General features: G+C 52.9%; 14 protein-coding genes. 11 read left to right on the plus strand and 3 right to left on the minus strand.

Features of this window, described 5'->3' with window-relative positions:
- Nucleotides 1–44: 44 nt before the first annotated feature.
- Nucleotides 45–1,121 (minus strand): GlxA family transcriptional regulator, encoded by a 1,077-nt coding sequence (locus AABB31_RS01360; RefSeq protein ID WP_342074951.1) that lies wholly within the window; start codon nucleotides 1,119–1,121, stop codon nucleotides 45–47.
- Between AABB31_RS01360 and AABB31_RS01365 the strand changes: the two genes are divergently transcribed.
- The 10 genes from AABB31_RS01365 to AABB31_RS01410 all read left to right on the plus strand — a co-directional run bounded on the left by AABB31_RS01365 (nucleotide 1,110) and on the right by AABB31_RS01410 (nucleotide 13,626).
- Entirely contained in the window at nucleotides 1,110–1,814 is a 705-nt protein-coding gene (locus AABB31_RS01365; protein WP_373634729.1) for a GntR family transcriptional regulator, read from the plus strand. The two genes, AABB31_RS01360 and AABB31_RS01365, sit on opposite strands and share 12 nt — an antisense overlap.
- Complete coding sequence (locus AABB31_RS01370; protein ID WP_342074948.1) at nucleotides 1,804–2,712, plus strand: dihydrodipicolinate synthase family protein; 909 nt, start codon at nucleotides 1,804–1,806, stop codon at nucleotides 2,710–2,712. Before AABB31_RS01365 ends, AABB31_RS01370 begins: the two co-directional genes overlap by 11 nt.
- Nucleotides 2,709–4,187: an aldehyde dehydrogenase gene (locus tag AABB31_RS01375; protein WP_342074947.1), complete on the plus strand. Its 1,479-nt coding sequence runs from the start codon at nucleotides 2,709–2,711 to the stop codon at nucleotides 4,185–4,187. Before AABB31_RS01370 ends, AABB31_RS01375 begins: the two co-directional genes overlap by 4 nt.
- Nucleotides 4,184–5,734, plus strand: coding sequence for a trimethylamine methyltransferase family protein (locus tag AABB31_RS01380; protein WP_342074946.1), 1,551 nt, complete (start codon nucleotides 4,184–4,186; stop codon nucleotides 5,732–5,734). The genes AABB31_RS01375 and AABB31_RS01380 overlap by 4 nt, the downstream gene beginning before the upstream one ends.
- A 1-nt stretch (nucleotide 5,735) precedes the next feature.
- The gene (locus tag AABB31_RS01385; protein ID WP_373634730.1) at nucleotides 5,736–7,076 is read left to right on the plus strand and encodes an NAD(P)/FAD-dependent oxidoreductase; all 1,341 of its coding nucleotides are present in this window, start codon (nucleotides 5,736–5,738) and stop codon (nucleotides 7,074–7,076) included.
- A gap of 32 nt (nucleotides 7,077–7,108) precedes the next feature.
- Nucleotides 7,109–8,929 (plus strand): BCCT family transporter, encoded by a 1,821-nt coding sequence (locus tag AABB31_RS01390; protein WP_342075169.1) that lies wholly within the window; start codon nucleotides 7,109–7,111, stop codon nucleotides 8,927–8,929.
- 106 nt (nucleotides 8,930–9,035) lie between these two features.
- Nucleotides 9,036–9,494: a DUF3592 domain-containing protein gene (locus tag AABB31_RS01395; RefSeq protein WP_373634731.1), complete on the plus strand. Its 459-nt coding sequence runs from the start codon at nucleotides 9,036–9,038 to the stop codon at nucleotides 9,492–9,494.
- Nucleotides 9,495–9,673: 179 nt separating this feature from the next.
- Nucleotides 9,674–10,465, plus strand: coding sequence for an SDR family NAD(P)-dependent oxidoreductase (locus AABB31_RS01400; protein ID WP_342074944.1), 792 nt, complete (start codon nucleotides 9,674–9,676; stop codon nucleotides 10,463–10,465).
- 5 nt (nucleotides 10,466–10,470) lie between these two features.
- The gene (locus AABB31_RS01405; protein ID WP_373634770.1) at nucleotides 10,471–11,538 is read left to right on the plus strand and encodes a glycerol dehydrogenase; all 1,068 of its coding nucleotides are present in this window, start codon (nucleotides 10,471–10,473) and stop codon (nucleotides 11,536–11,538) included.
- A gap of 204 nt (nucleotides 11,539–11,742) precedes the next feature.
- Entirely contained in the window at nucleotides 11,743–13,626 is a 1,884-nt protein-coding gene (locus AABB31_RS01410; RefSeq protein ID WP_342074942.1) for a DUF4158 domain-containing protein, read from the plus strand.
- 8 nt (nucleotides 13,627–13,634) lie between these two features.
- Here AABB31_RS01410 and AABB31_RS01415 read toward each other — a convergent pair whose 3' ends face one another.
- Complete coding sequence (locus tag AABB31_RS01415) at nucleotides 13,635–14,717, minus strand: IS481 family transposase (RefSeq protein ID WP_342074941.1); 1,083 nt, start codon at nucleotides 14,715–14,717, stop codon at nucleotides 13,635–13,637.
- 550 nt (nucleotides 14,718–15,267) lie between these two features.
- Nucleotides 15,268–16,113, minus strand: a complete 846-nt coding sequence (locus tag AABB31_RS01420; protein ID WP_342074940.1) for an AraC family transcriptional regulator — start codon at nucleotides 16,111–16,113, stop codon at nucleotides 15,268–15,270.
- Nucleotides 16,114–17,012: 899 nt separating this feature from the next.
- Here AABB31_RS01420 and katG point away from each other — a divergent pair.
- Nucleotides 17,013–19,220, plus strand: a complete 2,208-nt coding sequence (gene katG, locus AABB31_RS01425; RefSeq protein WP_342074939.1) for a catalase/peroxidase HPI — start codon at nucleotides 17,013–17,015, stop codon at nucleotides 19,218–19,220.
- Nucleotides 19,221–19,223: the final 3 nt, after the last annotated feature.

Genomic DNA, 19,223 nt, shown 5'->3' on the forward strand with positions numbered 1-19,223 from the left:
CTATGCATACTTCGACCCATCTGGTCAATTTGGCTGCCATCGAATTAGCGGTCCGTCCTGTCAGGACGCTGCGCATGTAGATAAGGCGTTTCACCGAATTCCGACCTGAAGACTTTTGAAAAATGAGAGGAAGAAGTGAAACCTGTGGCAAGCGCAACCTGGATGATCGACATGTCAGTTGTTGAAAGCAAGTTTTTAGCTTGATCAAGCCGGAGCCGTTTGTAATGCCGCCCCGGAGAATGCCCAATGTACTTACGAAAAATCCGTTCGATTTGTCTTACCGATACGCCAATCAGATGCGCAATCTCAGGTGTAGTAAGAGGCTCTTCGATGTTGGCCGTCATCAATTCTAATGTCCGCAGCAAAATCTGATTTCTCGTTCCGTAACGGATGTGATTGGGCATTCTTTGCAATTCGCCTTGCGCACGCACCCTGGGCAGGACCAATTGATCGGCGATGGCGCGTGCAAAGTCCGCGTCATGGTCTTGTTTGATAAGATGAAGCATGAGTTCCGCTCCAGCTGTTCCGCCTGACGCAGTAAACGGTCGACCGTTTGCGCAGAAAGCCTCTTCGCTGAGGTTTATGTCGCGGAAGTTTTCGCGGAACAGCGGGTAGTACTCCCAATGAACTGAGCATGAATGATCACTCAGAAGACCTGCTTGTGCTAGTATGTAAGCCCCAGAACATAGCGCCCCAAGTTGAACGCCGTGCCTATGTTGAAGCCGTAAGTAGTTATAGAGCCGGTCGTCGCCCTTCGATTGGGCGTTAACACCTGAAACGACATAGAGCTTTGTTCTTTGTCGCAAGTTCCGGAGCTCTGAATCGACTAGGGTGACCAGACCGTTCGAACTCGTTTGGTTTTCGCCCTGCGGTGACATCAAAGACCAACGATAAAGCTCCTGTTCGCTCAGCAGGTTCGCAACCCGCAAGACCTCAATGCTCGAAGACAACGCGAGGTGCGTAAACCCCTCCAAAAGGAGAAATACAAACTCCTCTGGCTCTCTTGGGAAGCGAAGATTCTGGAATGAGTTTTTCACAGGCTTGTGCGTTTTTTCTTCGTTGACGTTGTTTGTATTGTATTTGTATACAATAAGTATAGGAGAAAGATAATGCCAAAACACAAAAAAGCCTTTTGTGCTGCTGATCTCAAGGATCGCATTCTGACCCTGGATATCGTGCCCGGGAGTGATCTTGATGAAGCCAGCCTAGCAGAGGAGTACGGCATTTCTCGGACACCGCTGCGCGAAATTCTGCACCGTCTTGCTGGGGGGGGCTTGGTTAGGCTTGAAGAAAATCGCGGCGCAAAAGTCGAGTCGATGGACATCGCGACGATGCGCGTTTTCTTCCAAACCGCGCCATTGGTCTATTGTTCGATCGCAAGACAAGCTGCCGAAAACAGGACTTCGCGTCAGCTCGCTGAGCTGAAAGATATCCAGATGCGGTTTTCCGAAAAAGCAAAAGAAGGGGAGGCCGCCCAGGCTGGCCTACTGAACCATGCTTTTCATGAGCAAATTGGCCATATGGCGCGGAACCCATATCTGCTAGCGGGGCTGAAGCGGATGTTGGTCGATCATACCCGACTAGGGCAAACATTCTTTGCGCCACAGTCTGAGGCCGATAAATCCCGTGTCGTCAAAGCCGTAGAGCAACATGACGCAATGATTTCCGCCGTTGAGGCGCAAGAACCAGCCTTAGCTACTGATTTGACATTGCAACACTGGGACCTTTCTCGCGACCAACTAGAGAAATACGTCCGGCCCGATCCGCTTCCACTAGACGTGATCTCAATGAAAGACAAACGCAATGCGCTTTGAAGGCATCTACACACCAATTGTAACCCCGTATTTCGATGATTTTTCCTGCAATGAAGACGCTCTCGAAAAGACAGTCGAACATCTGATTGGAGCGGGTGTTCATGGCATCATCGTGGCTGGGTCGACCGGCGAATACTATGCACAGACCGAACAAGAGCGGATCTGGATGATGAACCGCTGCGCCGAATTGATTAAGGGTCGAGTGCCAATGATCGTGGGCACCGGCGCGATCAGGACAGAAGATAGCGTCCGTTTCGCGGAGGCGGCGAAAGCGGCAGGGGCCGATGCGCTCTTGATAGCAACCCCACCCTACGCTTACCCGACAGGCCGCGAAATTGCACTGCACGCTTTAGCCATTGATCGTGCGGCAAACCTCCCTGTGATGCTATACAACTATCCCGGCCGAATGTCAGTCAACATGGACGAAGAAACGCTGGATAGATTAGGTCGTTCTCCCAATTTCTGCGCAATCAAAGAAAGCTCTGGTGATATCAACCGTGTCCATATGCTGGCGCGCGATTATCCGCATATTGGGCTCTCGTGCGGTATGGACGACCAAGCGTTGGAATTCTTCGCATGGGGCGCTCGGTCATGGGTTTGTGCCGGGTCCAACTTCGCCCCGGAGGCCCACATTGCGCTCTATAAAGCCTGCGCCGTAGAAGGTGACTTTACCAAAGGGCGCGCCATTATGTCAGCGATGTTGCCATTGATGAGCGTGCTTGAGCAGGGCGGTAAGTTTGTCCAATGCATCAAATACGGGCTTACACTGCGCGGCATCGACGCCGGTCCGCCGCGGAAGCCACTACAACCGCTTAACAAGGATGACAAACGGCAACTGGCCGAAGTGATCCGCACCATGAACACCACAATTTCCAAAATCATCGGAGAGGCGATATGAGTGATCTTCTGACACTTGGCGAGTATCAGGCTATTGCAGCAGATCTGGATCTGCCTCGCACTGCCTTTATCGACGGCAAGTTCCGCGCAGGCAGCGGGGCGAAGTTTGCTACCATTAACCCGGCTACCGGGGATGATTTGGTCGAAATTTCGGGCTGCAACTCCGATGACGTGGACTTTGCCGTGGGCAAGGCCCGCGAAGCGTTCGACCAAGGCGGCTGGTCCAAGATGCATCCATCCGACCGCAAAGATGTGCTGATCCGGCTGTGCAAACTGATGACGCGCAACCGTCGCGAACTGGCAGTTATGGAGAGCCTTGATAGCGGTAAGCCGATCCTCGATTGCGAAACAATTGACGTGCCTGAGACTATACACTGCATCAAGTGGCATGCTGAGGCAGTCGACAAGATTTATGACCAAACGGCGCCCACCGGAGACGATTCAATATCGATGATTGTGCGCGAACCGATTGGTGTGGTGGGTGCGGTGCTGCCGTGGAACTTTCCATTGATGATGCTGGCCTGGAAAATCGGTCCGGCCCTGGCGGCTGGCTGTTCAGTGATCGTAAAGCCTGCCGAACAGACATCTTTGACCGCGTTGCGGGTGGCGGAGCTGGCTCATGAAGCGGGCGTGCCACGCGGCGTGTTACAAGTGTTGCCGGGTGACGGTCCCTCGGTAGGGGAGCCTTTAGGGATGCACATGGATGTGGACATGGTCAGCTTCACCGGCTCAACCGAGACCGGCAAGCGCTTCCTACGTTATGCGGCTGACAGCAATCTCAAGAAGATTGTACTGGAATGCGGCGGCAAGAATCCGGCTGTGGTCTTTCATGACGCTGAGAACCTCGATCACGTCGCCGAGCACGTAGTCAACGCGGCTTTCTGGAACGCAGGCCAAAACTGTTCGGCGACGTCGCGATTGATCGTGCATGCGACCGTCAAAGCGCCGTTGCTGAAACGCATCGAGGCGAGGTTGCGCGACTGGAAAGTGGGCGACCCGCTGGACCCCGGCAACCGTATCGGCGCGCTGATTGACGCCGAGCACTGCAACAAGGTGCGCAGCTTTCTGAACAAAAAAGACATGGGTGACGGCCCATTTGTGTCGCCCGTAATTTACGAGGTCGGCGCAGACGATTCTAAAGCCAAGGACGAGATCTTTGGCCCCGTTCTGAGTGTGATCGAAGTAGCCACCAACAACGAAGCCATCGCGGTTGCCAACCAGACCGAATACGGTCTCGCGGCCAGCGTGTTTACGGCCAACACCCGACGGGCGATCCGTGCGGCGCGTGACATTCGTGCAGGCACCGTGACTGTAAATTGCTACGGGGAAGGTGACATCTCGACCCCGTTTGGCGGCTATAAACAGTCGGGCTTTGGCGGGCGCGACAACGGCGTACACGCCCATGATCAATTCACTGAACTCAAAACAATCTGGATCGATCTGACAGATCCATCTGAAGGAGATAACGTCGGATGAGCGTTGATGCTGTAGGAAAAACACGTCGTGGGCGCGGCGCACGTAAGGCGGTTCGTCAAAAACGTGACATCAAAATGTTGCCTGCGCTCAAGCGCGGCATTCCGTTGATGGAACCCATGAGCGCAGAACAGATTGAAAAAATCGATAACGCCTCCTTGGGCATTCTGGAAGATGTGGGTGTTGTATTCCGCGATCCAATCGCGTTGGAAGACTGGAAGAAAGCAGGGGCAGATGTGCGCGGCGAAACCGTGCATCTGGACCGTGGCTTGGTGCGGGATCTGATAAAGACGATCCCTGCCAGCTTCACCTACAACGCGCGTAACCCGGCCAATAACCTGCCGTTCGGTAACGACCATTCGATCTTTGTGCCCATGACTGGCGCGCCCTATTTACGCGACCTGGAAGACAAGCGCCGCAACCCGACGCTGGACGATCTGGCAAATTTCCACAAACTCAGCCACATGCTGCCTGCGATCCATTCGTCAGCACACCACATCGTCGAGCCATATGATCATCCGATCAGCCAACGGCATTTGCGGATCACCTATTCGTCGATGAAGCATAGCGACAAGACGTTTATGGGCATGACAACCAGCCCCAAGAACGCCGAAGACGTCATGGAAATGTGCGCCATCTTGTTTGGCAAAGAGTTCATGCTGAACAATCCGGTCGTGACCGGGAACTGCAACGGCAACTCCCCGCTGGTGTGGGATGAGACCATGCTGGGCGCGATGCGGGCCTTTGCGAAATACAAGCAACCCGTGCTGTGCTCTCCCTTTGTTTTGGGTGGTGCTAACACGCCCGCAGGCGTCGCGCCGACCGTGGCGCAGCTGAACGCTGAGGCACTGAGCGCCTTGGCCTACACGCAAGTTATCCAGAAGGGGACACCTGCGATCTACGGCCACTATCTGTCGACTGTGTCAATGAAATCCGGGGCGCCAATGGCGGGCACGCCCGAGATCAGCTTGATGAACATGATGATCGGCCAAATGGCACGGCACTATAACATTCCATGGCGGACCTCGAACACATTGGGCGGAGCCAAGACATTCGACGCCCAAGCCGGATACGAAAGCGCCAGCACAATGATGGCGGTTCTGATGTCCGGGGCAAACTACATATGGCACTCAGCAGGTTGGAACGAGGCCGGCATGCATTGTTCGATGGCGAAGTTTGTTGTCGATGCAGAACAATGCGCAATGGGCTATCGCATGGCGCAGGGTATCAAATGGGATGACTTTGACGAAGCACTGCAGGCCGTCCGCGATGTTGGTCCGGGCGGGCACTACCTAGGCCATCCGCATACCTTGGAGAATTTCCAAAAGGCATTCTTCATGCCAGAGATGTTTGACAACAACTCCATCGAGCAATGGCAGGCTGACGGTTCTGTCGAAATCAATGAGCGCGCTTTGCAACGGGTCCGTGATCTGCTCAACGAGTATGAAGACCCCAAACTAGACGTCGCCGTTGATGAAGCGTTACTGGACTACATCGCGCGTCGCGAGCGTGAAATCCCGGCAGCGGACGCGCTGAATCAGGACCTCTAATATGAGCCGGATCGACGTCAAAAAACTACCAGTCGACCCCGGGCCCGCCGCCTGGAACAGGCTGTTGGAGGACGCCGATCCGGCACAAGAACTCAAAGACACCATCACCGCGGACTGGCTGGTGATAGGCGCGGGTTTTGCGGGGCTGGCCGCAGCCCACAGGTTGTCACAGCTTTGCCCAACCGACCGGATTGTGGTGCTTGAAGCGCGGCGTGTGGCGGAAGGGCCCGCAGGCCGCAACTCTGGCTTCATGATCGATTTGCCGCACGATCTGGCTTCGTCGGATTATGGGGGCGCATTGGAAAAGGACATGGCGCTGACGGCAGATAATCGTCACGCGATAGATTTTGCGGCGCAAATGGCTTCCGTTTTTGGGCTGGGCGAGAACGTCTTCGTGCGCAGCGGCAAGGTCAATGGCGCGGCCACAGCGAAAGGCGACATACACAACCAACAGTATGCCCAACATCTTGCTGCAATGGGCGAGTCGCACGAAATGCTCGACGCTGCTGACATGAAGGCCTTGACCGGTACGGATTACTACCAAAGCGGATTGTTTACGGCAGGAACCGCAATGATCCAACCCGCAGCTTTCGTGCGCGGTATTGCAAGGGGTCTGACGTCCAATCGCGTGCAAATATTCGAAAACAGCCCAGTGACGAATCTGTCCAAAGATGTTGATTGGACAGCCGCAACACCTAATGGGTCGGTGACAGCGCCAAAAGTCATCTTGGCCGTTAATGGTCACCTCAACAGCTTTGGCTTTCTGCCAAATCAGTTGATGCATGTGTTTACCTACGCCTCGATGACCCGCGCGCTAAGCGATGCGGAATGCGTGCAACTTGGCGGGCAGTCGACTTGGGGGATTACACCCGCGGACCCGATGGGAACAACGGTGCGCCGTATCAAGGCGGCGGACGGGCACCGCATCGTCGTACGGAACCGTTTCACTTTTGACCCGTCGATGGAGGTCTCGGACAATCGTATCAAATCTGTCGGCCGTGACCATGATCGTGCCTTTGATGCGCGTTTTCCGATGCTGAAAGGGGTAGACATGCAATATCGTTGGGGCGGGCGGCTTTGTCTCAGCCGCAACAATGTGAGTGTCGTCAGAGAACTAGAGAACGGACTTTATTCCGCGTGTTGCCAAAACGGGTTGGGAACTACGCGTGGCACGCTTTCTGGTATGCTTGCAGCAGAATTGGCGACGGACACACAATCTGATCGGCTTAAGCGCGCTCTAGAATCGCCGGAGCCGCCCAGACTACCCCCAAATTTCATTACAAGACCCGGGGCAACCGCAGTCTTACGATGGCAAGAAATGAAAGCAGGCGCAGAACTGTAAATCTTGCAAAACGCCAACAGAAAGAGGAAAAAATGTCTATAAGAGAACCGTTTACGGACCTAGAAATCGAGACACAAGAAACCGGTTTCTACGAAGGGTACAGTCTGCCGATTGCCCTAATTAGCAAAATATCGATGGTCGCCCTTGTCCTTTGGGCTTTGATTTGGCCGCTCTCCGCGAGCGGCAAATTAAGCGAGTGGCAATGGGCTTTGCTGAACAACTTCAACACTTTCTACATCCTGGCTGTTGGCGCATTTGCCATCTTTCTGTTCGTTATTGCCGCGATCCCCAGCACCGGGGAAAAGGTGCTAGGGCCGGAGGGTCAGAAGCCAGAATTCTCGAATTTTTCATGGTTTTCCATGATGTTCGGCGCTGGTCTGGGTGTTGGCTTGATGGTTTATGCAACTGCTGAGCCGCTTGGGCTTTGGGGGTCCAACCCCGCGATCGTAGCTGGCGACGTTGATGCAAACTCGCCGGAGGCGTTGAAATCGGCGTTCCGCTACACGTTTATGCATTATGGCTTCCACGCCTGGGCGATCTACGTGGTGACCGGCCTGAGCCTTGCGTACTACGCCTACACGCGCGACATGCCGCTAACCATCCGTTCAGCGCTGACGCCTATTCTGGGTCGTTTTGCCAACGGTTTCGTAGGCCACATTGTCGACGTGCTTGGTGTTATCGCGACTATTTTGGGGGTGTCTGTTACCATCGGGTTTGGCATCAGCCAGTTCGTTGAGGGCGTCTATTCCATTTCCGGCATCGAGTGGATCATGAACGGTTCAACTGAAGCACCTGCGCCATCTACTGTCGGCCTGATTGCGGCGCTTATCGTAATTATGTCGATGTCGATTCTGTCAGCTGTGTCTGGCGTTGGGCGCGGAGTGAAGTACCTGTCGAACCTTAACTTGGTTCTGTCGCTGATCTTGCTGCTGACCTTCGTGTTCTTCGGCTCGTTTCTGTTTGCGATGACAACCTATGCAACAGCGTTCGTGGACTACCTGATCCAGTTCATCCCCGTTGGGTTTGGGGCTTACGGACCACAAAGCGAAGCCACCTTTACGGCTGCTCTGCCAGAAGCGGCAGCGCCTTTGGCGGGTGAGTTGTATAGTGGCGCAACAAATGCCTGGGGTTCGCTTGCGGGCTTCCAAGGTGACCTGCCAGAAGCTGCAGCTGGCTTGGACGAGGCCACAGTGGCCGCAGTCTATGACGCTGGCTCGCAAGGTCGCTTGTTCAACTGGCAAGCAGGCTGGACCACGTTCTACTGGGCTTGGTGGATCGCGTTCTCGCCATTTGTTGGGCTGTTTCTTGCGCGTATCTCCAAGGGTCGTTCGGTTCGTGAATTCATCCTCGGTGCGGTCATCGCACCGTCGCTGGTGTGTTTCGCATGGATGACGATCCTCGGCGGTACTGCCATTGATCTGGAGTTGAACGGTGGCGCAGACGGCGCGATCATCGGCGCGTCCCTGACGGCGAAACTGTTCGTAACTCTGGGCGAAATGATTTCGGGCGGGTTCCTTGCCGCGATTTCTATCATGTGTGTGGTGCTGATCATGACGTTCCTCGTCACATCTGCGGACTCGGGCATCCTTGTGATGAACACGATCATGTCTGGTGGCGCACAAGAAACCGGCGTGAAGCACCGCATCATTTGGGGTGTTTTGCTGACGCTAGTTATCGGTACCTTGTTGGTCGCCGGTGGTGGCGGTCTGGAAGCCATCAAGAGTGCGATGATTATCGGCGCATTGCCCTTCACTTTCGTGATGGTGCTGATGTGCATCTCTCTTGCTAAAGCGATGTTCAATGATGCGCGTCGTGACAATGCTGCTGACGGGCTAGCAAGTCCGGCAGAGTAGCATGATTGTTTTCAGCTAAGTGTCAGAGCATGAGCAAACAAAGACCAATAAACTCATGCTCTGACCATTTATATCTCTCAAGTTCGGGGCCGCAGGGAGCATCATCGTGTTATTCGCCAATCAACTGGCAACAGCCAAGAGAGTATTGAGTGGCCTGCTCTTTGCTGGTTCCGGCTGGTTGTTCTGGTCCGGAATGGTGGATGCGGTTAATTCTTCAAAGTATAATGGTTGGACATCCACAACGGCACAAATTTCATTGGCTAGACAGGCTCCATATCCGAAATCTACCGCTTTGGTTAGATACGTTTACGAAGTTGACGGCGTCCAATTCGAGTCAAGCGTTGTTAAAGTTTTGTCCGAGCCATTTGTCGTAGACTCGTTCAAGACAAGACAAGGTGTGAACAAGAACTTGAGGTTAGGTCAGGAAATTCGTGTGAGATATGACCAACTGAATCCCTCCAGAACGGTTATGTTTGAACCCAATCTGACAGGAATATTGTCTATATTCTCGTTGTCGGCATTCATGTCTTTGGCTGGGATAATTTGCTTGCGAATGGGCAAGTAGTTGCTTGAACTGGAAGTGCAAAATTATGGAAAATCTCATATCAAAGGTTTTTCGAACAGAGAAAAATCATCCAACGATCGATAGCCTAGCAGTAAATCGTCATCAACATACTCAGCATCGAGATAGTGGATCAGATGAGCATTTAGGCCACATGAACCAACCAAACTTGAGGGGCAGAGATGTCAACAAATTTCCTACAACCAACCAAATTATTTGACATTGCGGAACGGCGGTTCCTGATTACCGGTTCTGGAAGTGGCATCGGTCTGGGTCTAGCACAAGGAATAGGCGCTGCGGGCGGAAAAATAGTGCTTAATGGCCGTGATGTTCACAAACTAGAAGTCGCAGAAAACAAGCTCAGGAAATCCGGAATTCACGTTGAAACGGCCGCCTTCGATGTTTCGGATCCCGACACGATCGAAAGCAATATCAAAAAAATTGAAGCGGAAATTGGTCCCATTGATGTTTTGATCAACAATGCTGGCACCAACCGAAGGGGTCGCATGGCCGATATCTCGGCAAACGACTATCAGACAGTCATACAAGCCAACATAGACGGCCTGTTCCTGACTACACGTGCTGTCGCACCCTATATGCAAGATCGCAAAGCTGGCAAAATCATCAACATATGCTCAGCTCTTTCAAAACTTGGTCGAAAAGGTGCCGTCGCATATTCTGGTTCCAAAGCCGCTGCAGCAATGATGACGGCCTCGATGTGCGATGAACTGGCAGCCGATAATATTCAGGTGAATGGTATCGCGCCAGGTTATTTCCTCACAGAAATCACGCAAGTCATAAAGGATGATCCGGTTCACAATGAGTGGCTCATGAAACGTACTCCGGCTGAGCGTTGGGGACAGCTTGAGGATCTAGTGGGTGCGGCAATTTTCTTGTCGTCTGACGCGTCCAACTTTGTAAATGGGCATATTCTTTACGTTGACGGTGGCTTGACGGCTGTAATGGGAGGATGAGCGCTATGGACAGGGTCTTAGGAATGCCCGCGAAATACATTCAAGGGCAAGGGGCTTTGAATCGGATTGGAAATGCGGCGAGTGAACTTGGCCAAAGTGCCCTGGTCTTCGCTGACAAGTTGGTACGTGGTCTGGTTGAACAACAGGTTTCGGACAGCTTCGAATCTGCCAAAGTCGCGCACCATTGGACAGATTTCGGTGGGGAATGCTGCCGCTCTGAAATTGACCGTTTAAAATCTGTTGCAAAGGATCGTGAGGTTCACATCATCAGTGCCATCGGCGGCGGGAAAGCGCTTGATGCTGGAAAGGCCGTCTCATCGGAACTAGAATTGCCATTCATGTCGATTCCATCGATAGCGTCGACTGATGGTCCCGTCAGTTCAATTGCTGTGGAGTATGATGAAGACCATACCCATATCGGCGTCATGCGGTTCAATCGCAGCCCATCCGTAGTGTTGGTTGACACAAGAGTTATTGCCGAAGCGCCTGCCAGATTGCTTGTCGCAGGCATGGGAGATGGACTAGCCACGTGGTTTGAAGCACGAGCGTGTCACGCAAAAGGAAAGACGAATTTTCGAGGGGGCGCGATCTCGAACGTCGCCATGACGTTGGCGCGTTCTTGTCATGAGACTATTCTTGAGTTTGGCGTCGAAGCGTTCATGGCTGTCAAACGTAAGACGGTCAACGAAGCAGTTGAACGCGTGGTTGAGGCCAATGTTTTCCTAAGTGGGGTTGGATTTGAAAACACTGGCGTTGCCGCTGCTCATGCACTCGATGCCGCTGTCTCACGGTTCAGCTCCGATCATTCCATTCAGCACGGGGAACGGGTAGCGCTTGGTGTATTATTTCAGTTGCGGCTTGAAAAGGCCGAAAACGACTTGGCCGAGCTCAGGCCGTTCTACGAGAAAGTTGGCTTGCCAACCACACTAGGTGGGATTGGTCTAAATGGTATGACACAAGAGAGCCTCAACGCATTGGCTGACCTCATATTACGAGACGGATCTCCAATCCGAAATTTGCCGTTTGATGTGTCAAAGAAAGATGTCGTTGCGGCTCTCAAGTCACTGATTTAAAAATCTTTCGGATGCCACTTAGTTGTGGTTCGCCCAATTTTGCTGTCTTGTTCTCCAAGGTAGTTACTGTTTCGGTTCAGCGGCTTGGCCTAGGGGGCTCGAGGCTGCGCAATCGGACAGATTCTGGAACATTTGCGAACATAGCGGGTTGCCGTCTGGATTAAGGCGGCTGAAGATGTCGTCTTGATGTTTACGGAGGCCGAAGTGACACCGGATATTGCACGAGATTGGGGTTTGTCATTTGACGATCTGCTGTTTCTGGCCGCATTGCCAGAAGATGCCTGCCTGGAAGTAGCGCTTCAGCTTTGCCATCTCCGTCGCACAGGCCGGTTTGCAGAGGATTGGTCATGTATTTCCGATGACGCTCTTTTGTATGTGGCCTCGCAGATTGAACAGCCTGACGCCCGCCCGCACCGTTCTTTCGATGATCGGACAGCACGCCGATACCGGGTCAAACTGATCGAACATCTGGATCTTTCTCGAGCTACTGCGGGTGATCTTGCTGCCCTGAAAACTTGGTTGTTGACGGAAGCCTGCCCATTGGGCGGTTCAGGTGCTGAGATGATCCAGCAAAGTTTTCTTCGGTTCAGGGATCATGGGTTTATTCCGCCATCCGAAAAAGCGCTTTCACGGATTGTACGGTCGGTCCGCCGGGAATTTCTGGACGGATATCTTGTATCAGTACTCAACGCATTGGCGCCTGAAACGATCTCCAAGCTGGAAAGCTGCCTTGCCAATCCAAGCGAGGACCACGGGTTTCAGCGTCTGAAAGCTGACGTTGGTGCCGCGACTTTGGATAACGTGCTGGATGCGGCTGAAAGACTGGAATTCATTCACAGCTTGGCTCTGCCATTTGAACTATTGGCGCATATTAATCCGTCATGGCTCGCTACGCTGACGCGCCGGGTGGAAGGAGAAACAGCAACCGAGATGCGACGACATAGCAAGGCACGACGCCTTGGTCTGTTCGCCATTTATCTCATGTCCCGCCGCGCGCGGATGATTGACGGGCTTGCGGATCTATTGCTTGAAGTTGTGCATCGGATTGGCACCAAATCCCGACGCAAGGTCATCAGCAGGATTGCTGCTGATATCGAGAAGGTACATGGCAAAGAACGGTTACTTGTGGACATTGCAACGGCAGCAATGCTGACCCCAAATGGACGGGTCGCTGATGTGATCTTCCCAGTGGCAACAGCGGTCAAGCTGAAGGCCATCATAGATGAACACCGGGCCAAGGGTACATTGGACGTTCGGATACAGACGATAATGCGCGGTTCCTATGCCAGCCACTACCGGCGCATGCTGCCATCGTTGCTTTCCGTTTTGGAATTTCACTCGAACAATGAAACCTGGCGGCCCATTCTGGACGCGCTGTCTCTGATCGTGCGTTTGAATGAAGAAGGGCGACGACTTGTGCCTGAATCACTGGCCCCGGAAGGGTCAATTCCCCGCAAATGGCGAGACACAGTCGTTGATCAGAGGGGACGACTCAACGTCATTTCATTTGAGCTTTGTGTGTTGACCCAACTGCGAGAACGGATACGCGCCAAGGAAATCTGGATCGCGGGTGCTGACAGGTATCGAAATCCAGATGATGATCTGCCCAAAGATTTCCCGCAGAAGCGGGAGGTTTACTATACCAGGTTGAACCTGACCCGAGATGCAAAAGCCTTCTCGGGTTCCGTGCGTGAACAGTTGGAACAGGAACTGCTTCAACTGAATGCGACAATGCTTTCCAATGAAAAGGTGAGGATACGCTGGTCTGGCGAAAACAGGATCGGCATCACGCCCTTTGATCCAGTGCCCGAGCCCAAGCGGCTGATGACCTTAAAATCCGAGATCGGACGACGTTGGCCCATGACGGGTTTGCTGGACACGTTGAAAGAAACCGCATTGGAGACGGGTTTTCTCGATGCCTTCGAGACATCAGCCACCCGGGAGACATTGCCGCGCGATGTGCGTGACCAGCGCCTTCTTCTTTGTTTGTATGGTTTGGGAACGAATGCAGGCCTGAAAAGGGTTGCAGCGGGTGTTCCCGACGTTAGCTATGACGAACTCAAGTGTAAAACTTCAGACTTGATCTGACGGACATCTCAGCTTGCGACGCTGAGAACGGGTTGCGCACTGTCCGATTGGTCGTGCGTTTTGATCGTCTTCTCGACAGCGATGTGTAGCGTTTCGCGGAAGGTCTGCATAGGTGTTTTGCCATAGCAGTGACGTCCCGAATGTGGCCGCTGTTCGTTGTACTTTGCCAGCCACGCATCCAGATCGGCCTGCAACTCTTCGACTGACCGATACAGTTTCTTGCGGAATGCGATGTCGTAGAACTCATCCTTGATGGTGCGATGGAACCGCTCGCAGATGCCGTTTGTTTGCGGAGAATTGGCCTTGGTTCGGGTGTGGTCCACGTCCTCGACGGCCAGATAAAGCTGGTAGGCGTGGTTCTCGACCTTGCCACAGTATTCCGTGCCCCGGTCTGTCAGGACGCGCAGCAGGCTGATCTCATGCTCTGCAAAGAACGGGATCACGCGGTCGTTCAGCAAGTCGGCCGCGGTGATTGCCGTCTTTTCAGTGTAGAGCTTGCAGATCGCCACGCGGGCATAGGTATCGACAAAGGTCTGTTGATAAATGCGTCCGACGCCCTTCATTGTGCCCACATAATAGGTGTCCTGGCTGCCCAGATAGCCAGGGTGGTGGCTCTCGATCTCGCCATGGGCTTCTTTCTTGGCCTTGGCTTTTTCCAGCGCGGCCAACTGATCCTCGGTGAGCAAGATACCCTCTTGGGCGGCACGGGCCTCCAGGGCCTTGAGGCGCTTTTTCATGGTTTCCAGATCATTACGCAGCCAGATCGACCGGACGCCCGACGATGACACCATGATGCCTTTCTGCTGCAGCTCCCACGACGCCCGTTTCTGACCCAGAGCCGGGTTGTCGATGGCCAGTTCGATGACCGCCTTCTCGACATGTTCTGGCACGCGGTTTTTCATCACCGGCTTGCGGCGGCTGAGATCCATCAGGGCTTCTTCGCCACCCTGATCGTAAAGTTCTCTGAACCGGTAAAAGCTGTCCCGCGAATAACCCATCACTTTGCAGGCCTGCGACACGCTTCCGAGCTGTTTGGCCAGTTCCAACAGCCCCAGCTTCGGCTTGATGATCTTCTCTTGAATACTTGTCATTGATCGACACTCCTTGATTGCGCTCCAGAAGAGCAGAAATGTCAGATCAAGTCGTGTGTTTTACAAATTAGGTTTGCGTGACCACAGAAAATGATGTTCGCTATTCGTTCTGAAATCTGTCCGATTACGCAGCTTCGAGCCCCTTAGGCCGGCTTTGCAGTCGACGCCGCCCGCATGGATAAGAGGGACGTTGTCGCCGCAGTGCTTTATAGCCGCTGATATCAAACGGTCGTGTTCTTTTGAAAAAAGCGCTCCAAACAACAGTGTCATACCTATACTCGCCGTCGCTAACAAAAGAAGCGCCCATACAGGCTGTTTACGGTTCAACATTGACTGCAACACGGGCGTTTCCTCTTTCTGAATTTCTCTGGATCTACCGACGTTACTTCATGTTGGTTTCACTAATTTCAAAGGTTAGCCCCACAAGGCATTAGCTCGTCGAGACTGTAGATCTTATGATCTACATGCAGTCCATCAGTCATTTCAGTCATGCCAGCGAGTCGATGTTGTTGAGCTTAGCGGTCTATATCAGGTTCGGCGATGAGACACTCTAATGGGCAGCCATCCGCCGAAACTTTGCTGGCGTGGTGCCGACGATTTTTTTGAAGCTTTCTGTGAGGTGGCTTTGCGATGAAAAACCAACTTGAATTGCGATATCTGCGATCGAGTCTCGACCTGTCAGCAATAAACCACGCGCCAATTCAACGCGACTATGGATAACATACTGATATGGCGACATCCCAGTTTCTTGCTTGAACATTCTGGAAAAATGGAATGGGCTTATTTCGACCGTTAGGGCAATGCGCTCAAGCGAAATATCCTCATCGAGATTGGCATTAATAAACTCAATTGCGCGGTTCGTTTTTGCACGTCCCAGTCCACCCAGGTTTTGCTTATCATCTCTCGGCTGGCGCGTTACCAACAGTTCTGTAAGGACTAAGCAAGTTAGGGCCTCAGCCTTCATCCGACCGCCAAATCCGTTGGAATCCAGGAACTGGAGCAACATCCGTGAGATTTCACGCTGCCTTGGTAGTTGAACTCCGGACGTACTGAAATCTGAAAGGCTCTCGTTGGGTGCCAGATCTGCCAACATCCGCTTCTGCAATCCAGTCGGCGAAGAAATGTAGATGATCTCGCCGAAGTGTGCTGCTCGGGTCTTCAATTCTGCATCAGTTTCTGTGAATGTAATGTCGCCTCGCTCGAATGCAGCCTTGCGCAGTTTGTCGGAACTATATGCAGTTTCACATTCGAAGTCGCTCTGATATAGGGTTAAGACATCGTGAGCTGGTTTGGCTTCAATGTCGACGTCATGAAGTGGCGCTGAAAACCCTATATGGAGATCAGGCGAAAGCCACTGACGGCCGCGCAACTCCCATATTGCTTTCTCATTGGCCATTTCGTCTCCTTTGCTAGCGTTTTACCACTTTAGACCTTAGTTCTATGCGACAATCTGTCAAACTCACGTATCTTAGTATGGACAATCTGCATTCAGCTCTGCTGACGATCCAAAAGGCTCTCATATCTCAGTAATTCGTTCGATAGAAAAATCGCGGAGCGTTCAAAGAGCTCGGCTGTTGTTGAATCACCGTGCCTTCGTGTGGTGTGAATCCCGATTTGACAACTATCTGATAATTTTGAATAGCCGCTGAGCAATATGGATACCTGCGTTAGCGTTGCGTGCAGGCCAGTGGGAAAGGGGTGCAGATTTGTGCCAGCTGCTACCCAACGTACCGTGCCGTTGACTTCGCACCCCAGTGTCATTCCTCGTCCGGCAATGGCATCTCCGATTGGGATTAGTTCGCTCCTTGATCTAACGAGAAGCGTTTGGAAGTCGCTTCGTTCAGACAGAGCATACCAGATTACTTGCCTCAGTTGTGCGTCCAGATCGCAAAGGTTGTATACAAACTGCACAATGCAATCGCAAATGGAGTGCTCGCAATCTGGCATAGTGGATACTTCCTCTGAAACAATCTAGCAGAGCCACTGCCCCATGCTTTACGACACAACAGAGTGCGACGCAGGCGACTTTCGAGATCAAGCTCACCACTAACCTATACTAGGGAAACCCAAGCATTGCTGTCAGGATCATGGCATGAATATCGAATTCTTGCTTCGCTGACTTCGATCGGATGTTTGAAACTGCAAATAGGCATCCAATTTTCCTATTTTTTTCGAAGCTTCCCATTACTGGATACGTCACTTTTCCGCAATTTCCTGATGTCCCGCGCAACAACCCGATATCTGACAGCTGTTCAGAGAGGTAGCCAATATACATTCGAGGAATGGAGATGCCAGATGAACCAGTCGCGCCCTATAGACCGAAATCAGCAAAACATACCGACAAGTTGTCCCTTTGGGCACACGCAACGCGGTACCGCCAACAATGACTGGTGGCCAAATCGGCTTAACCTTGGGCTGCTGCATCAACATTCGCAAGAGTCCATACCGCTGCAACCATCCTTCAATTATTCCAATGCGTTTGAAGAGCTGGACTACGCTGGTCTGAAGGCCGATCTCATCGCGCTTATGACTGACAGCCAAGAATGGTGGCCAGCTGACTACGGCCACTATGGGCCGTTTCTTCTGCGCATGGCCTGGCATTCGGCTGGCACCTATCGGACCGCCGATGGGAGAGGCGGCGGCGGGACCGGCAATCAACGCTTCGCGCCTCTGAACTCCTGGCCGGACAATGGCAACCTGGATAAAGCACGCTTGCTCTTGTGGCCGATCAAAAGAAAATACGGCAAAGCGATATCATGGGCGGATCTCATCATCCTTGCTGGAAATTGTGCGCTTGAGAGCATGGGCTTTGAAACCCTCGGGTTTGCTGGCGGTCGTCAGGATATTTGGGAGCCCGAGATCGATGTCTACTGGGGAAAGGAAAAATCCTGGTTAGGCAATGAACGCTATTCAGGCGAACGCGTGTTGGAACAGCCATTAGCAGCTGTTCAGATGGGCCTGATCTATGTGAACCCCGAAGGTCCGGATGGCAAACCGGACCCCGCTGCATCAGCACATGACATCCGGGAGACATTCGCCCGCATGGGCATGAACGATGAAGAAACTGTCGCACTTGTGGCGGGTGGGCACACGTTCGGGAAATGCCATGGTGCTGCCAGCGATGATCATCTGGGCCCGGCACCCGAAGGCGCGCCTATCGAAATGCAAGCGAAAGGATGGGCCAGCACGTTTGGCAGCGGAAAGGGAATTGATGCAATCACTACGGGGATAGAAGGAGCATGGACACCTGCGCCTACCCAATGGGACATGGGCTTTTTCGATGTGCTGATGGGCTATGATTGGGATGTGGCGCGCGGACCCGGTGGTGCCTGGCAATGGTATGCGGTGGGCTTGTCGGAAGCCGATCACGCCCCCAAGGCTGATGGGTCCGGCATGGCTCCCATAATGATGACAACAGCTGATATGGCCATGAAGATAGACCCGGCATATGCCGCGATCTCGCGACGGTTTCACAATAGCCCGGATGCCTTTTCCAATGCTTTTGCGCAAGCATGGTTCAAGCTTACCCATCGCGATATGGGCCCCTCCAGCAGATATCTAGGGCACGACAAGCCCAACCAACAGATGATTTGGCAAGATCCGTTGCCTCCCATTGATCATCCGTTGATTGACGCTGATGACGTTGATGAACTTAAATCCGTGCTCCTGGATTGTGGGCTCGCGATCGCTGACTTGGTTTGGATCGCTTGGGCGTCCGCCTCAACATTCCGCTGCTCTGACTTTCGCGGTGGAGCGAACGGCGCGCGCATTGCGTTATCACCTCAGAAGGACTGGGAAGTGAACGAGCCATCTCGTCTCGAAAACGTTATTGAAGCTCTCACATTTGTCCAAATGACATTCAACTCAACGAGCGCGATGGGCAAAAAAGTCTCCCTAGCAGACCTCATAGTGCTGGCCGGATGTGCAGGAATCGAAGCTGCTGCACATGAAGCTGGCTATCATGTTGAAGTTCCCTTCGTACCGGGTCGAAGCGACGCGACGGATGGGCAAACAGACTTCAATAATATGGAAGTCTTAAAGAACCCGGCCGACGGATTCCGCAACTACGAAGGTGGTCCATTCGTGATGTCCTCGGAGGAGTTGTTAATCGATAAAGCACAGCTTCTCGGCCTATCTGCACCTGAGATGACCGCCTTGGTCGGTGGCCTACGCGTTCTCGGCGCGAATTTCGAGCAGAAAGAATATGGTGTATTCACTGATCGCCCCGGCGTCTTGAGTAGTGACTTCTTTATCAACTTGCTCGACCTGACAACGACATGGCGAGCCATGGAAGGCACCGATAGCCTTTTTGTCGGCCACGACAATGAAACAGGGGCGGTCAAATGGATTGGATCACGTGTAGATCTGATCTTCGGATCCAATACCCAGCTTCGCGCGATTGCCGAAGTCTATGCCTCGTCAGATGGCGAAAAGCACTTCATCAACGACTTTGTTGATGCCTGGCACAAGGTCATGATGGCTGATCGCTTTGATCTGAGCTGATGC

It is taken from the genome of Yoonia sp. SS1-5 (assembly GCF_038443705.2).
Lineage (GTDB): Bacteria > Pseudomonadota > Alphaproteobacteria > Rhodobacterales > Rhodobacteraceae > Yoonia > Yoonia rhodophyticola.

Excerpts from the sequence above, each read along its gene's own strand:
- AABB31_RS01370 (WP_342074948.1), top strand. The coding sequence starts at position 1,804 with ATGCGCTTTGAAGGCATCTACACACCAATTGTAACCCCGTATTTCGAT.
- AABB31_RS01375 (WP_342074947.1), top strand. The coding sequence starts at position 2,709 with ATGAGTGATCTTCTGACACTTGGCGAGTATCAGGCTATTGCAGCAGAT.
- AABB31_RS01415 (WP_342074941.1), bottom strand. The coding sequence starts at position 14,717 with ATGACAAGTATTCAAGAGAAGATCATCAAGCCGAAGCTGGGGCTGTTG.
- AABB31_RS01380 (WP_342074946.1), top strand. The coding sequence starts at position 4,184 with ATGAGCGTTGATGCTGTAGGAAAAACACGTCGTGGGCGCGGCGCACGT.
- AABB31_RS01420 (WP_342074940.1), bottom strand. The coding sequence starts at position 16,113 with ATGGCCAATGAGAAAGCAATATGGGAGTTGCGCGGCCGTCAGTGGCTT.
- katG (WP_342074939.1), top strand. The coding sequence starts at position 17,013 with ATGAACCAGTCGCGCCCTATAGACCGAAATCAGCAAAACATACCGACA.
- AABB31_RS01365 (WP_373634729.1), top strand. The coding sequence starts at position 1,110 with ATGCCAAAACACAAAAAAGCCTTTTGTGCTGCTGATCTCAAGGATCGC.
- AABB31_RS01390 (WP_342075169.1), top strand. The coding sequence starts at position 7,109 with ATGTCTATAAGAGAACCGTTTACGGACCTAGAAATCGAGACACAAGAA.
- AABB31_RS01400 (WP_342074944.1), top strand. The coding sequence starts at position 9,674 with ATGTCAACAAATTTCCTACAACCAACCAAATTATTTGACATTGCGGAA.
- AABB31_RS01405 (WP_373634770.1), top strand. The coding sequence starts at position 10,471 with ATGGACAGGGTCTTAGGAATGCCCGCGAAATACATTCAAGGGCAAGGG.
- AABB31_RS01385 (WP_373634730.1), top strand. The coding sequence starts at position 5,736 with ATGAGCCGGATCGACGTCAAAAAACTACCAGTCGACCCCGGGCCCGCC.